The organism is Photobacterium sp. 2_MG-2023 (assembly GCF_030547675.1).
Taxonomy (GTDB): domain Bacteria; phylum Pseudomonadota; class Gammaproteobacteria; order Enterobacterales; family Vibrionaceae; genus Photobacterium; species Photobacterium arenosum.
In genome coordinates this window covers 165404-179575 of the sequence record NZ_JAUOQQ010000004.1, presented here as the reverse complement: position 1 = coordinate 179575, position 14172 = coordinate 165404, and the positions used below count along the sequence as shown (strand labels likewise).

Here is a 14172-nt window from a genome sequence, read left to right as displayed (position 1 = left end):
TTTTTCTTTCCTGAATAATTCTGCTCAGACTGGAGTCAGGAGGGGTTTTCTGGCGCAATCAACCGCCCACCCCGCCGAGACAGATGAAGAATGTGATGAGTCACAACAGGGCAACCGGGCACACCGCGGGTCTGTAAAATTAATCCGGTTTGCCCGGCATCCACGCTGAGTACTCTGACTCTGGGCCCGATAACCTGATCTGGCCTGGCTTTGAACAGCCGCCCGTCCTCAGCACTCAGCAGCGCCGCCCATCCGTACTCATCCTTGACGCTGCCCTTCATCATCAGCCCCTTAACCAGCATGTCGCTTGCCGATGCTTGGCACGCTACAGGTTCGGCCTCAGTCGCCTCAAAGCGCTGAAACGGAGAACCAAGCGGACTGACGTTATATTCAGGCGCCTCTGCCAGACTGAACCCTGTGACGGGCACAGCCACTAACAGCAAAGCAAAGCTGCCCATGCGATAAAGAAAGAGACGGTAAAAAAAGGGGCGGAGGAATAAATGGCGGAGGAAAAAAGTGATCATTGGTGCATCTCCAGTCTCTGCTCATCAGTCAGAATCGTGTCTCCGGACGGCACAGCTATCTGGTACAGGTGCGCACTTCCAGTGACCCGCAGCTCAGTTGATTGCCCGTCGACAGACTGCATTGTCAGCTCATTGACCACCAGCAGCCAGCGCATGGATGCCAGCCCGGCTAACAATGTCCCTGACGAGTCATAGTCGCCCCGCCATTCAAAGTGCAAAGGCTGCACACTGTACCACTGGTGATTTTCGCTTTTCCCCCAGCGGAGATGCTGCAAGGCTACGTCGGCATCCACACTGAGTATTTCAATTTCCGCCAGTACTTGCGGCCAGGCTGATTTATCTGGCAGCCGGGCAGATTGCTGCCGGTACAGGGCCATCATCTTATCTGTCCGCGCCGACCACTCAGGCAATAACTCCGCCTGTGTGCGTTGCCAGGCAAGCTGCGTCCTCAGTGACCGGGCTTGCTCTTGCAGCTCGTACTCTTGCTGGATCACCGCTTTAATACTCCAATGCCAAAACACCAGACTTAGCATCCCCAGCCCCCCCAGACAGGCAACCAACTGATAACGCAGTGGCCAGCCGGGCATCGACTCCAGTGTCAGATCCCGCCAGTCAGTCATGAACATCCCCCAATAGCGGCGACACTAGAGTCATAGTGACGGAAAATCGCTGAAAGGCTCCGTCGCCGGCTGTGAGCGGCTCACCAGATCCCGCCGAGTTATCGCGTTGCACAGAATGCAGCTGGCTGCGGCTCACCCACTCCTGGCGCTCGATCCGGGCCAGAAAGTCCGGCAACGCCGCCAGTTGCCGGGTCTGACCGGCCAGCACTATGGCATTATCTTTCAGTGTCAGCCTCTCCAGCCCGGCGGACAGCGGCAGGAGATCAGGCAAATGATTAAGCAGGTGAATCAAGGGAAAACGCGCATGATGCCAGCGGCTAACCGCCGCCAAGCGAGACTGGTACATCTGATGCTGACGCTGATAATCAGCCAGTTTGGCAAGATCGGGCGCCAGCGCGAGTATTTGCTGCTGAATGCGATCGTTACTGCTTGTCTGGCGCGCCGTCCGTTCCCCGTAATAAAATCGCAAACTCCCCATGCTCAACACCGCCAGCACCACTGTCGCCGCCAGGCAGTACCAAAACCGGCGGGCATGCGCGATACGCTGCGCTTCACGCCAGGGCAAGAGATTGACCGGGATCAACATGTCAGCGCCCCTCTGACCGCCAAAGCCGCCGCTCTGGCCCAGACGGTATCCAGCGGCACAGCCACCGCCGTCGAGTTGTGCCATAAAGGAAACACCTGCCCGGGGGTCAAAAAAGCAACTGGCAATCCACACGCTTGCTGCCACAAAGCCAGTTCCTTGTCAGACAATGATCGGCCCGTCAGCCACAGCCCGGTTAACGGCGACAGGGAATGATAATGTTGCAGTTGCCGGATCAGTTCCGGTGAGGGCGCATTACCAGACCGGCTCAGCAAAAAGGTACGATGCAGCGGCAGGTTGTGCGAGAAACCAGCGGCCAGATCCGCTTCCTCAGCTCCCAAACAAACCAGCGCAGGATTCGCTCCCATAGCCGTGATTGCCTGCCGGTGACAATATTCCAGCAGCCACAAGAGTGCACGTGCCTGCAATTCCATGATCTCAGGTTCAAAACCCGCCTCACGCACACTCTGGGTTCTTGCTTCTACTAGATGAGTTTTGGCCGCAAAGACCTGAAAGCGCAATCCGCTGTCCGCCGCCTCCTGCCCGGGAGTCGGGGATGGATAATAGTCCAGGCTCAGTGCCTCCGGCTCCATCGACAAGGTATCCGCCAGTATCTTTGCCAGTTCGCTTCCGATATCCTGTCCCCAGCGTTGTTCGAGCGTAAGTTCCCGCTGCACCACCTCACTGTCCGGCAGTGACAGCACAGTGCGAACAGAACGCTTTGGAAGCAGAGTCCGTATTTTACGCAAGGCTGACAACAAGATAGGTCCGGAAAGGCTATTGTGATGGAACCCGCCACCGGGGGACGTCCCGGCAAGTTCTGCAGGAGACAAAACGACTTCAGCGTAATGCAATAACGCAAGCCGCCCTTTATTTTGCTTAAGCACGACCGCCTTTACACTATGGTGGCCGATATCTATCCCGGTCCAGACTGGCTTGTGCAACATGGCGTGGTATGCTCCCCTGGTAAAGACAAGGCAAAATTATTCGAATAAACACCTCTGACGGCGTTAAATTTATTTGAGTTATCTTTATACTACTGACTGAAATAGCGCGGATGGCCTAACGAAGGTGTAACGGGAATTCTCAAGTGAAGTTCATAAAGCGATTATTTATTTTTGCAATCATTTGCATCATTCTTGGAGTCAGCACGATTTTTGGTTTCTACCTTTATCTGAAACCGAATCTCCCTGATGTCGCAACGCTTAAAAACGTTGAGTTACAAACACCTATGCAGGTCTACAGTGCTGACGGCGAACTGATTTCCCAGTTTGGTGAAAAACGCCGCATCCCGCTGACTCTGGATCAAATACCTCAGCAGATGATCAACGCGGTGATCGCAACCGAAGACAGCCGCTATTATGACCACCCCGGCATTGACCCTATCGGCATCGCCCGTGCGGCCTTTGTGGTGGCGACCTCAGGATCGGCCAAGCAAGGCGCCAGTACCATTACCCAGCAGCTTGCGCGTAACTTTTTCCTCAGCAATGAGAAAAAAATCATGCGTAAAATCAAAGAGATTTTCATCGCCGTTCACATTGAACAGCTGCTGAGCAAAGATGAAATCCTGGAACTGTACCTGAACAAAATTTACCTGGGTTACCGGGCGTACGGTGTTGGTGCAGCGGCACAGGTCTATTTTGGTAAAGATGTCAGCCAGCTGACGCTGAGCGAAATCGCCATCATTGGCGGCCTGCCGAAAGCGCCTTCCACCATGAACCCTATCTACTCGCTGGATCGGGCAACCACACGCCGCAATGTGGTATTGAGCCGTATGCTGGATGAAGGCTACATCACCCGGACCGAATTCGAACAGGCCAAAGCAGAGCCAATCGTAGCCCGGTATCACGGTGCGGAAATTGCGCTGAATGCCCCTTACTTTGCCGAGCGCGCCAGAGCCTGGATGCTGGATCGTTACGGCGAAGATGCCTATACCTCCGGTATGAAAGTCTTCACCACTGTCAACCCCAAACTGCAGCGGGCGGCGCAACATGCCGCCATACAAAACCTGATGGATTATGACCAGCGCCATGGCTTCCGTGGTGCGGTAGCCACCCTGTGGATGCCGGAACAGGCGGTGTGGGATGAGCAGATGGTTCTGGATCATCTGGCCAAACAGCCAAGCTACGGTGAACTGGAACCTGCCGTGGTAGTTAAGGTCGGTCAGAAAAATGCGGAGGTCATCCTGCGTAGCGGCCAGCATCAGAATCTGGATTGGGACGGCATGAAATGGGCGCGTCGCTTCATTACCGACTCCAGCCAGGGCCCGGCACCGAAAACAGCCACTGAGATCCTGGCACCCGGCCAGCAAATCTGGGTGCAGCACAAAGGCGAGAGCTGGGTGCTGAGCCAAGTGCCCGATGCCAACACTGCTTTTGTCGCCATTTCGCCATACAATGGTGCCGTACAGGCTATGGTGGGCGGGTTTAACTTCGTACACAGCAAATTTAACCGCGCCACCCAGTCTATCCGCCAGGTAGGTTCGAGCATCAAGCCGTTCATCTATTCAGCCGGCCTCAACTCTGGCATGACACTGGCGACCCTGATCAACGATGCACCGGTGAACAGCTGGGATAAAAGCATGGGCACCGCCTGGCGTCCGAAAAATTCACCGCCGACATACAATGGCCCTACCCGCCTGCGTATCGGTCTGGCGCAGTCGAAAAACGTCATGGCGGTCCGCGTCCTGCAGGATGTCGGGCTGGATGACACCATAAGCTACCTGACCCGCTTTGGTTTCAAGCGTAAAGATATCCCCCGGGCAGAAGCCATTGCTCTGGGTGCAGGCAGCCTGACTCCGCTGGAAATGGTGCAGGGTTTCTCTGTGTTTGCCAATGGCGGCTATTTTGTTGAGCCTTATTTCATCGAACGGGTAGAAGATGCCTACGGCAACCTGGTGTATCAGGCCCATCCGAATGTTGTCTGTAATGATGATTGCCAGCGAAAAGAACAGCTGGCCGGTAACCATGTGGTGGCCAGCCGCGCTGTGATGCATGACATCGCCATCAGTGAAGAAGAACTGGGCCCGACGGGCAGTGCCACTGAAGCCGACCAGCAACCGATTCGTATCGCGCCACAAGTTGTCACCGAGCAGAACGCTTTTCTGGTCCGTGAAATGCTGGAAAGCAATATCTGGGGTGGCGGTGACTGGCGCCACGGCAGCGGCTGGAACGGCACAGGCTGGCGGGGTCAGGTACTGAAACGCCGTGATATCGGGGGGAAAACCGGCACCACCAACGATTCCAAAGATGCTTGGTATACAGGATTCGGGCCGGGTATCGTTGCCACCGCCTGGGTCGGCTTTGATAATCACAGCCGCGAGCTGGGCCGCACCAGCACTAACCCTAACATTACTGATGATCAAACGGCCGGTGCAGAAGCTGGCGCCAAAACGGCGCAACCCGCCTGGATTGGCTTCATGGAGCAGGCGCTGCAGGATGTGCCGGAACAACGCAAGCAGTTACCGCCCAACATTGTTCAGGTGCGTATCGACCGTGACACGGGCAAGCTGACCAAGAAAAATGACTTTACCTCTATGTTCGAGTACTTCATTCAGGGAAGTGAACCGAAAGATTATGTCGGTGAAGGGGGCAGCGACGGCGGCCTTTTTGAATCCGACAGCTCGGACGAACTGTTCTGACCCACTGTGCTGAACACGGATTCTGAATAAGGAAAAACAAGCGCGCCCCTGGGCGCGCTTGTTTTATCTCAGCTGTCCAGGTGCAGACTGATACTGCGCCTGATCTGCTCTGCCAGCTGCTCATAGCGCCCTTTAAGCGGCGAGCCGGGACGATAGGCCAGTGTAATCAAACGGCTCGGTTCAGGATCGCAGGCTTTCAGATAGCACACGCCATCGCGCTTGGCCGTGTGAGGCGTTGCCAGCTTAGGCAGCAAGGTAATACCACTGCCAGCCGCCACCATATTGCGCAGGGTTTCCAGGCTGGTCGCCTTGAAACTGCCGTCTTCCTTCGCACCGGCAGCAAAGCAAAACCCCATCGCCTGATCGCGCAGGCAGTGCCCATCCCCCAGCATCAGCAGAGTATGGCCATTCAGCTCCTGCATTGGCAGCTCACTTTTATCGGCCCAGGGATGCCCCTCTGGCACCGCCAACACCATAGGTTCATGGTAAAGAGACAGCTCTTTGAAATGCTCACTTTCTTTTACAGCAGCCAGAATGATGCAGTCCAGTTTGCCTTCTTCTAGTTGCTGCACCAGCACCTGAGTCTGCGCTTCATGCAGATACAGCTCTAACTGGGGAAAAGCCGCTTTAAGTGCTGGAATAATCAGGGGTAATAAATAAGGGCCGACCGTGGGAATAAAGCCGACATGCAGCGGGCCGGCCATACTTTCCCCCTGCTGACTGGCCATCTCTGCCAGTACCTTGACCTCGTGCAGCACCTTTCTCGCCTGAGTCACCAGACTGAGCCCGACATCCGTAAACAGCACCTTGCGGCTGGTCCGCTCCAGCAAAGACACCCCTAACTCGGTTTCCAGCTTACGGATCTGGCCGCTCAGGGTCGGTTGACTGACAAAGCACGCCTCTGCCGCTTTACGAAAATGACGGTGCTCAGACAGAGCCACCAGATATTCGAGGTCTCGGATATTCATCAATCGGTTCCCATTTCATTTAATAGAAATTAACGATTAATAAGATAACAGCAAACGATTATAGCTATCAATCCAAATTTTGCATACTAGCTCCATCAACAGGAACAAGACAAAAACGTTCCACAAAATATTGAAATTAAAACATCTATCAGGAGAACAACATGTTTACATCAAAAGAAGGTCACGCAATTCCACAGGTTACTTTCCGTACCCGCCAGGGCGATCAGTGGGTTGACGTCACAACCGATGAGCTGTTCAGCAACAAAACCGTTGTCGTGTTCAGCCTGCCGGGAGCGTTCACGCCGACCTGTTCGTCAAGCCACCTGCCGCGTTACAACGAGCTGGCTTCCGTCTTTGCTGCACACGGTGTGGATGACATCCTGTGTGTCTCAGTCAACGATACCTTTGTGATGAATGCCTGGAAAACCGATCAGGATGCAGACAACATTACTTTCATCCCAGACGGCAACGGAGAATTCACGCAAGGCATGGGGATGCTGGTGAAGAAAAACGATCTGGGCTTCGGTGACCGTTCATGGCGCTACAGCATGCTGGTGAAAAACGGCGTTGTCACAAAAATGTTTATCGAGAACGACGAGCCGGGCGACCCGTTCAATGTTTCTGACGCTGATACTATGCTGAACTACATCGCCCCTGATCATAAACTGCAGGAGTCGGTCACCGTTTTCACTAAACCTAGCTGTCCTTTCTGTGCCAAGGCGAAACAAAACCTGATCGACAAGGGTCTTCAGTTTGAAGAGGTGATTCTGGGTAAAGATGCCACCACGGTAAGCCTGCGCGCTGTCTCTGGTCGCAGCACTGTGCCTCAGGTCTTTATTGGTGGCAAGCACATCGGTGGCAGCGAAGAGCTGGAAGCCTACCTGGGCTAATCCATGCCCCAAGGCAGGGCTAAGCGCCCTGCCGGTATTGCACACCCTTGAACTGAATGTCGTTGGAGAGAAAAGATGAAAACCTTAACCGTGGATGTGGCCATTATTGGTGGTGGAACGGCTGGTCTGGGCGCTTACCGCGCAGCCAAAGCGCACACAGACAGCGTGGTCATGATAGAAGGTGGCCCATACGGCACCACTTGTGCCCGTGTGGGTTGCATGCCCTCAAAGTTGCTGATTGCGGCGGCCGAAAGCGTCCACAACATTGAAAAAGCCCCCGCCTTTGGTGTTCATCCACAAGGCGAGATTCAGATCAACGGCCGCGAAGTCATGGACCGTGTCAAACGTGAGCGTGACCGCTTCGTCGGCTTCGTGCTGGAGAGCGTCGATGAGATTGCTGCAGAAGACAAAATCAGCGGCTACGCCCGATTTATCGATGACACAACGCTTGAGGTCGACGGCCACACCCGCATTGAAGCCCAGCGGATTGTGATTGCCACCGGCTCCCGACCTGCCTATCCGGGCGCATGGCATGAGCTGGGTGATCGCCTGGTGATTAACGATGATGTCTTTAACTGGGACGATTTGCCGGCTTCGGTTGCCGTGTTCGGTCCGGGCGTGATCGGACTGGAGCTGGGTCAGGCGCTACATCGCCTCGGGGTTAAGGTCAAGATCTTCGGTCTCGGCGGCCAGGTTGGCCCGCTGACAGACGATGAGGTCATGTCATATGCCAATACCGCCTTCAATGACGAGCTGTACCTGGATGCCGATGTCAAAGTCGAAAGCATGAAACGTGTTGGCGACAGGGTTGAGATTCAATTCCTCAGCAAATCGGGCGAGCTGGAAACTCAGATGTTTGACTATGTGCTGGCCGCAACCGGCCGTCGCCCGAACACCGACAAACTGGCGCTTGACAACACCAGTGTGGAACTGGATGAGCGTGGCGTACCGATCGCCGATCATTTCACCCTGCAAACCTCAGTGGCGTCGATTTTCATTGCCGGTGATGCCAGCAACCAGCTGCCTCTGCTGCACGAAGCAGCCGATCAGGGCCGGATCGCCGGTGACAACGCCGGCCGCTTCCCGGATATTCGCGCCGGACTGCGTCGCTCGAAAATTTCCGTGGTGTTCACCGAGCCGCAAATTGCCATGGTGGGGGAAAGTCGCCGCGATATTACCGAGCGGCTCGGTAACTGTGGCTGCTTTGAGGTAGGTACTGTCTCGTTCGAGAATCAAGGCCGTTCGCGGGTGATGCTGCGTAACAAAGGCATACTGAACCTTTACGGCGAACATGGCACAGGCCGTTTTCTGGGGGCAGAGATGATAGGGCCAAATGCTGAGCATTTGGCGCACTTACTGGCCTGGGCACACCAGAGCAAAATGACAGTGGCGCAAATGCTGGATATGCCCTTCTACCATCCGGTGATCGAGGAAGGTGTCCGTACCGCACTACGTGATCTCAACGCCAAACTGCATCTGGGACCTGAAATGATCAAACACTGCATGGACTGCGGCCCCGGCTGTTAATGTAACCCCAATAACATTGACGGGAAACAATCACCACCGCCATAGGCGGTAGTTTAGGGGTGACAAAAAAGCGCCGGATAACCGGCGCTTTGTTATTCACTCACAGTTGCAGTGTGCTTATCAGGCGACGTTGACGCTCGGAATCACATGCTGCTGATCCAATCTGACTTCCAGTGCCACCTCGTCACAGGCATGCTGACGCGGACACATATCGCAGTCTTTCATGACTTTCTCTGGCAGCAGCGATTTTGAGGTCGGAATAAACTCCTGCTTCATGAAAAATTCAGGCACACGCGTCAGCACAAACACCCGCTTGATGGCCATCTGGCTGGCTTTTTCCAGCAAATGCTGTATCAGTGCCTTGCCCTGCCCCTGATGCTGCCAACCGGCCTCAATACCCAGCGAGCGGATTTCCGCCAGACCTGAGTCATAGACATAAAGCGATGCACAGCCTGTGACCACGCCCTGAGTTTCTGCCACCGCAAATGAGCCGATATCACGCACCAGTTCGTTCCTCGGACGAGGCAGGTTCTCTCCCAGTCCGGCCCAGTACGCCACCATACCTTCAATGGCGTCCAGATCGGTAAGGCGTGCACCACGCACTTTCACACCCGGTGCATGGCGTTTCGACAGCCGTTTTTCCGTCTGTGAAATGGCGTGATCGACCTGATTAGGCGCCACGCCGCCCAGGGCACAGCGTTTCTCCAGACAGGATTCAATCGTCAGGATCGGATACACATCCTCAGCAATCACAGGCGAGAAGGCTTGCATCTCCTCCAGCGACAATTCTTCCAGTGCACAGCCTTTCTCGATAGCCGCCACCACAGCCACGCCAACGATATGGTGTGCTTCGCGGAACGGAATGCCTTTGGCCACCAGGTAATCGGCCAGTTCAGTAGCATTCGAATAGCCCTGCATTGCCGCTTCTAAGGTGCGGTCTTTGTTGACCTTAATACCGTCAAAACACAACGCGGCCATTTCCATACATTCGTGCCAGGTGTCGAGTGCGTCGAACAAGCCTTCTTTGTCTTCCTGCATGTCTTTGTTGTACGCCAGCGGCAGCGCTTTGACCGTCATCATCATGCCCGCCAGTGAACCGTAGACCCGGCCGCACTTGCCGCGGATCAGCTCCAGCGCATCCGGATTCTTTTTCTGCGGCATCAGGGAAGAACCTGAGGTGACGGTATCGGCCAGCTCAATAAAGTTGGACTCGCCCGAGTTGTAGAAAATCATGTCTTCTGCCAGACGGGACAGATGCAGCATGGAAATCGACGCCGTCGACAACAGCTCCATCACATGATCACGGTCAGACACAGAATCCAGGCTGTTGCGCGAGGCCCGATGGAAACCCAGACTGTGAGCCAGGGCTTCCCTGTCAATCGGGTAAGCCGTACCGGCCAGCGCACCGGAGCCTAACGGACAGGTATCTAACCGGTGCAGCGCATCACTCAGACGTGAATGGTCACGCTCAAACATTTCCACATAAGCCAGACACCAGTGGGCAAACGTTACCGGCTGGGCACGCTGCAGGTGGGTGTATCCCGGCAGCACAGTAGCCTGATGCTCACGGGCCACCGTAGTCAGCTGGCTTTGCAGGTGATCCAGCATCATAAGTAACTGGTGTCCCTGCTGACGACACCACAGCTTGAGATCGGTCGCCACCTGATCGTTACGTGAACGGCCGGTGTGCAGCTTTTTGCCCAAATCCCCCACACGGTGGATAAGCTGCTGCTCAACCCAGCTGTGGATGTCTTCGGCGTCAGACTGGAGGATCTGTTGCGGATCCTCCATCACAGCCAGCTTAAGCTCATTGAGTGCCAGCTCCAGCTTCTGCTGCTCCTCTTCGGTCAGTACCCCGACCTGACGCAGTGCTTTTGACCAGGCCACCGAGCCAACGATGTCTTGCTCCGCCAGGCGGTAATCAAAACGCAGGGAATCGTTAAACTGCTTGAACCGAGTATCTGCTGCCTGACTAAAACGTCCGCCCCATAGTGCCATGGTACTTCTCCTTTGCTGTACGACCGACTTGCTCACATGTCTTATTAGTAATGCGCTTTACGCTAGTTAGATTATTTTTTCTGTTCGTTCAGGGCACGGATACGGCTTGCCAGCGAGTACAGGCGGATAAAGCCACCCGCATGGCTGTGGTCGTACACTTCGTCTTCACCGAAGGTAGCGAACTCTTCCGAGTACAGGCTGTTCGGCGAACGTTTCTGAACAGCAGTCACCTGGCCTTTGTACAGTTTCAGCACCACTTCGCCATTGACGTCCTGCGCCAGCTCATTGGCCGCGGCCAGCAGTGAACGGCACAGAGGCGTGAACCAACGGCCATCGTAAATCAGGTGCGAGGCTTTCAGGCCGATGCTTTCACGGAATTCAAACGATTCTTTGTCCAGTACCAGCTGTTCAACGGCACGCAGGGCTTCCATCATGATGGTGCCTCCCGGCGTCTCATAACAGCCACGGGATTTGATACCGACCAGACGGTTCTCGACGATATCGATACGGCCGACACCGTGCTCGGCACCTTTTTTGTTCAGATACACCAGAGCTTCATACGGCGACATGGCTTTACCATCTACCGCCACAATTTCGCCTTTTTCAATCAGTACAGATACTTCTTCCGGGGTGTTCGGCGCATCTTCCGGATCTTTGGTCCACACCCAGCACAGCTCGTTGGACTGGTTCCAGGTGTTTTCCAGTACGCCGCCTTCGGTTGAAATGTGCCAGGCATTCGCGTCACGGGAATAGATTTTTTCCAGCGTTGCCGTGGTTGGAATCTTACGCTCGGCCAGATAATCCAGCAGGGCTTCACGGCTGCGCAGATCCCATTCACGCCACGGGGCAATCACAGTCAGTTGTGGTGCCAGGGCCGCGTAGGCACTTTCAAAACGCACCTGATCGTTGCCTTTACCGGTACAACCGTGGCACAGGGCATCGGCGCCCACTTCCAGCGCACATTCCACCTGGGCTTTGGCGATAATCGGACGGGCCATTGAGGTACCCAGCAGGTATTTCCCTTCATAGACAGCACCGGTTTTCAGGCTTGGATAGATATAGTCTTTGACCATCTCTTCTTTCAGATCGGCGATATAACAAGCCGATGCACCTGACGCCAGGGCTTTCTCTTCAATGCCGACCAGTTCCTCTTCTCCCTGGCCCACATCGGCCACGAAGGCGATCACTTCACAGTCATAGTTCTCTTTCAGCCATGGAATGATGGCCGAAGTGTCCAGACCGCCGGAATAAGCCAATACTACTTTGTTCACCTTGCTCATTGTTACTCTCCTTTGTTGCCTGCTCGACGGTCTACCCGTTCAGGCGATATCAGTCTTTACTGTTTGAAACATCAAACAAAATAAGGGTAATTTTTATATCCAAACGCCGGGTTACCGCCAGCGTTTGTACTCAATTCTGCTGGTTCAGAGCACAAATCGGGTGCCGATTTGTTCACCGTCAAACAGATTCACCAATTGTTCCGGGTAGCGCCAGCCAGCAATTTCCACTGCACGTCCCAGCCCTTTGGCTGCCTCAAATGCCGCTTTGACTTTGACAATCATGCCGTCGGTAATCACGGCCTGCTGGATCAGCGCATCTGCCTGAGGCTCGCTCAACGAGGCAATCAGATGCCCTTTGCCATCCAGCACGCCACTGACATCCGACAGCAGCACCAGCTCGGCATCCAGCGCCGCGGCCACCGCCACCGCCGCCTGATCGGCATTGACATTCATCAGCTCACCGTCAGCCGTCAGGCCAATCGAGCTGACAATCGGCAGATAACCTGCCGCTATGATGCCGGACACTAAGTGGCTGTTTCCCGGTGCGGCTTTGCCGACTGCACCCAGCTCAGGGTCCAGCTCAGTGACCTGACACAGACCACCGTCTGCCAAGCTTAATCCCACCGCTTTCACGCCGGATTTGATGGCCTGGCCCTGCAGCATTTTATTGGCCGTGCCCGCCAATGCGCCGGCAATCACGCCAATTTGGTCAGCAGGAGTTACACGTAGCCCCTGCTTTTTAACCGTCGGAAGATTCAGTTTTTTCATCAGGTCATCGACCAGATAGCCGCCGCCATGGACCAGCACCAAAGGCCGGTTGGCCTTGGCCTGATAGGCATTGATGGCACCAAATACTTTTTCCAGCGTGTCGGTGCACGACAGCACTGCTCCACCCAATTTGATTACTAACGGCGACTGTTCCATCCCGGTTCTCCTCTAACAGCCAGACTTAACCAGCCAGCGCAGTCAATGGCGCAAAACCATTGCGAATATTTATGCATTGCATCGCCTGAGACGATGCGCCTTTTAATAAGTTGTCGATAGCCGACGTGAGAATCACATGCTGCCCCTGCACTTTCCAGCCAATATCACAAAAGCAAGTATTAACGACATCCTGCAAACGTGCTGCGTTATTGCCCAGCAAACGCACCGCCTGATTACCCGGCTGGTTATAGGCCGCTTCCATCGCTTCGGTCACCACTTCCGGGGTCACCCCTGGTGCCAGTTTGGCAGTAATAGTGGCCAGAATGCCCCGTTTGAAATTGCCCAGATGTGGGGTAAAGATGACATCAGTGTCCAGGTGCGCGGCAATTTCCGGCTGATGACGGTGAGTAAAGACACCGTATGCCATCAGGCTGACTTCGCAAAAACTGTTGGTCATGCTGGCTTTACGGCCAGCACCTGACACACCGCTGACCGCATTGATCACAGGCCATTGCTGGGTATCGAGCAATCCCGCTGCCAGCAGCGGTTTCAGGGCCAGTTGGGACGCAGTCGGATAACAGCCGGGCACGGCCACCAGCTGGGCTGTGGCTATCGATTCAGCATTCCACTCCGCCAGACCGTACACAGCCGCATCCAGCCAGTTCGCGTGCTGATGCGCAAAGCCGTAATACTGAGTATAAAATTCATCGCCCTTCACCCGAAAAGCACCGGACAGGTCAAATACCTGACAACCAGCCGCCAGGAAAACAGGGGCCAGGTCATGGCTGACTTCATGCGCCGTTGCCAACAGCACAATATCGGAAGCCTGTGCCACCGCGGCCACATCCGTCAAAGGTTGCAGTGGCAGGTCAATCTGCCCGCGCAACTGGCCATGCAGCTCACTGATCGCCTTATTAGCGTCCAGACTGTTTTCAGACACATAAAGTCCGGCCAATTGCAGATGGGGGTGTTTATGGACCATAGCGGCCAGCTCTGCGCCGGTATAACCGCTGGCACCGATGATAGATGTGTTCAACATATTGGATCCCGTTGTCATCGTTGTGAAATTCACTATCAAGAAAATATGATTACTGTGATTAGCGTGTGGCGCCGGCAGGCGCAATAGAAAGGTGCCAGAGGCACCAGGCGATAGAGACTTAGCGTCGTCGGAAGGAATACTGCTTGTAATTCATCGCCTGGTTCATACTACTACTGATG

The 14172-nt window shown here is 54.9% G+C and carries 12 protein-coding genes; 3 read left to right on the top strand and 9 right to left on the bottom strand.

Going from position 1 to position 14172, the window contains the following annotated elements; translation table 11 throughout:
- Positions 1-35: 35 nt before the first annotated feature.
- Genes Q4491_RS05460 through pilM form a run of 4 tightly spaced genes read right to left on the bottom strand, consistent with a single transcriptional unit; the run spans position 36 to position 2674 of the window.
- Positions 36-524, bottom strand: coding sequence for a hypothetical protein (locus tag Q4491_RS05460; protein WP_192015939.1), 489 nt, complete (start codon positions 522-524; stop codon positions 36-38).
- On the bottom strand, positions 521-1144 hold the full coding sequence (locus tag Q4491_RS05455; protein WP_303455548.1) for a type 4a pilus biogenesis protein PilO: 624 nt from the start codon (positions 1142-1144) through the stop codon (positions 521-523). The genes Q4491_RS05460 and Q4491_RS05455 overlap by 4 nt, the downstream gene beginning before the upstream one ends.
- Positions 1137-1814, bottom strand: a complete 678-nt coding sequence (locus Q4491_RS05450; protein ID WP_192015941.1) for a PilN domain-containing protein — start codon at positions 1812-1814, stop codon at positions 1137-1139. Before Q4491_RS05450 ends, Q4491_RS05455 begins: the two co-directional genes overlap by 8 nt.
- Complete coding sequence (pilM, locus tag Q4491_RS05445) at positions 1724-2674, bottom strand: type IV pilus biogenesis protein PilM (protein WP_192015942.1); 951 nt, start codon at positions 2672-2674, stop codon at positions 1724-1726. The genes Q4491_RS05450 and pilM overlap by 91 nt, the downstream gene beginning before the upstream one ends.
- Before the next feature lie 143 nt (positions 2675-2817).
- Here pilM and Q4491_RS05440 point away from each other — a divergent pair, with 143 nt between their 5' ends.
- Positions 2818-5367 (top strand): penicillin-binding protein 1A, encoded by a 2550-nt coding sequence (locus Q4491_RS05440; RefSeq protein ID WP_192015943.1) that lies wholly within the window; start codon positions 2818-2820, stop codon positions 5365-5367.
- A 68-nt stretch (positions 5368-5435) separates the two neighbouring features.
- Here Q4491_RS05440 and oxyR read toward each other — a convergent pair whose 3' ends face one another.
- Positions 5436-6335: a DNA-binding transcriptional regulator OxyR gene (oxyR, locus tag Q4491_RS05435; protein WP_027250629.1), complete on the bottom strand. Its 900-nt coding sequence runs from the start codon at positions 6333-6335 to the stop codon at positions 5436-5438.
- 161 nt (positions 6336-6496) lie between these two features.
- Between oxyR and Q4491_RS05430 the strand changes: the two genes are divergently transcribed.
- Together Q4491_RS05430 and Q4491_RS05425 are read left to right on the top strand one after the other, a co-directional pair.
- Entirely contained in the window at positions 6497-7225 is a 729-nt protein-coding gene (locus tag Q4491_RS05430; protein ID WP_303455542.1) for a glutathione peroxidase, read from the top strand.
- A gap of 75 nt (positions 7226-7300) precedes the next feature.
- Entirely contained in the window at positions 7301-8752 is a 1452-nt protein-coding gene (locus Q4491_RS05425; protein WP_303455540.1) for a dihydrolipoyl dehydrogenase, read from the top strand.
- 120 nt (positions 8753-8872) lie between these two features.
- Here Q4491_RS05425 and argH read toward each other — a convergent pair whose 3' ends face one another.
- The 4 genes from argH to argC form a co-directional block, all read right to left on the bottom strand.
- The gene (gene argH / locus Q4491_RS05420) at positions 8873-10750 is read right to left on the bottom strand and encodes an argininosuccinate lyase (RefSeq protein WP_303455538.1); all 1878 of its coding nucleotides are present in this window, start codon (positions 10748-10750) and stop codon (positions 8873-8875) included.
- A 71-nt stretch (positions 10751-10821) separates the two neighbouring features.
- Positions 10822-12030 carry an argininosuccinate synthase gene (locus tag Q4491_RS05415; RefSeq protein WP_303455536.1) on the bottom strand — a complete coding sequence of 403 codons (1209 nt, stop codon included), beginning with the start codon at positions 12028-12030 and terminating at the stop codon, positions 10822-10824.
- A gap of 144 nt (positions 12031-12174) precedes the next feature.
- Positions 12175-12954, bottom strand: coding sequence for an acetylglutamate kinase (argB, locus tag Q4491_RS05410; protein WP_046220340.1), 780 nt, complete (start codon positions 12952-12954; stop codon positions 12175-12177).
- Positions 12955-12979: 25 nt separating this feature from the next.
- The gene (gene argC / locus Q4491_RS05405; RefSeq protein ID WP_303455533.1) at positions 12980-13993 is read right to left on the bottom strand and encodes an N-acetyl-gamma-glutamyl-phosphate reductase; all 1014 of its coding nucleotides are present in this window, start codon (positions 13991-13993) and stop codon (positions 12980-12982) included.
- Between the last annotated feature and the right edge of the window lie 179 nt (positions 13994-14172).